Raw genomic sequence first — 1,238 nt, forward strand, 5'->3', positions numbered from 1 at the left:
CTATCTTCTTTTATATCAATGCTTAAATAGTCTACAGCTCTTTCAAGACTTAGATCCAAATGTTCAGCAATCATAAGAAGTATATTAATAGAATTAATAGCTTTTATATCTAATTTATTTATTATTGAAAAGAAAGGTGGCAGTGCTACTTTATCTCTTTCATTATGAGTAGCAGCAATAGCAGCACTCATGAATAGTTCTCTATGACTAAGTCCATTAATGTTGGAATTTAGTATTACATAAAAAGAATGTTTATGATGATGATAATAATCTATACTAACTCCAGAATCATGCAATAATGTAGCAGTTTTTAATACATTATTATATTTATCTCCTAATTTATGAATAGGCTTTAATTCATTAAATAGAGTTGATGTTATGTTAAATACATGTTCAGCGTGTGCTCTATTTATATTTAAATATTCAATTATACCATTCAAATTATAATCTAATATATCATCAATAGGCTCATAATGATTATTTATATATTCAAACATTATACCTTCTCTTAATCCACGACCAGATATTATAATATCATCACATCTTACTTTTTCAATTATAGTATTTAGTATACTTAATCCACCAACTATTAAATCAGATTTTTCTACTGATAAACCATCTATTTTAGTTCTCTGCTTAAAGTCTTTACATTTTATTAAGTTATATATTTTATAAACATCATTTTCATTTAACTTGTAGTTGTGTAAAATATCAAAAGGATATCTTTTTTTAGCTTTATCAATTTTACAAAGAGTTCTAGCTGTACTACCAACAACTATTATAGATTCGAAATTTTCTTTTTTTAACCACTCAATGTCATCTAATATACTTGTTAAAGACAATATGGCTTTTTCTAGATTTTCATAACACACTCTATCTTGTAAATTGTATTTGAAAGTATAAGTTAAGGCCCCTAATGGAATTGTAGTATTTTTCTCTATTTTTCCATCTTTAACCCAAGTTAAATGAGTACAAGATCCACAAATATCTACAATAAGAGAATTATTTACATACATACTTCTTGTTACCCCTAAGTAACTATAATATATTTCCTGCTCATCTGATAATAAGTTAACAGTTATGTTAAACTGATTTTTTATTTTTTCAAGAAATTCATTACAATTAGATGCTTTTTTTAAGGTATAAGTAGCAACTGCTATGATTTCTTTTACTTCTGAAAAAGTACATAATGATTTAAATGAACGAACATTTGCTAGTGTTTCGTTTATTTTACTATC

The 1,238-nt window shown here is 25.4% G+C and carries 1 protein-coding gene; it reads right to left on the minus strand.

Annotated features, from left to right (window positions below; translation table 11 throughout):
- Positions 1-1,238, minus strand: a 1,238-nt coding sequence (locus tag NG904_RS06665) for a Ppx/GppA phosphatase family protein (protein WP_252230642.1), incomplete at both ends; no start/stop codon positions are given.

The sequence above is a fragment of the Clostridium sp. ZBS15 genome, assembly GCF_023845705.1.
In the GTDB taxonomy this organism is placed as follows: domain Bacteria; phylum Bacillota; class Clostridia; order Clostridiales; family Clostridiaceae; genus Clostridium; species Clostridium aquiflavi.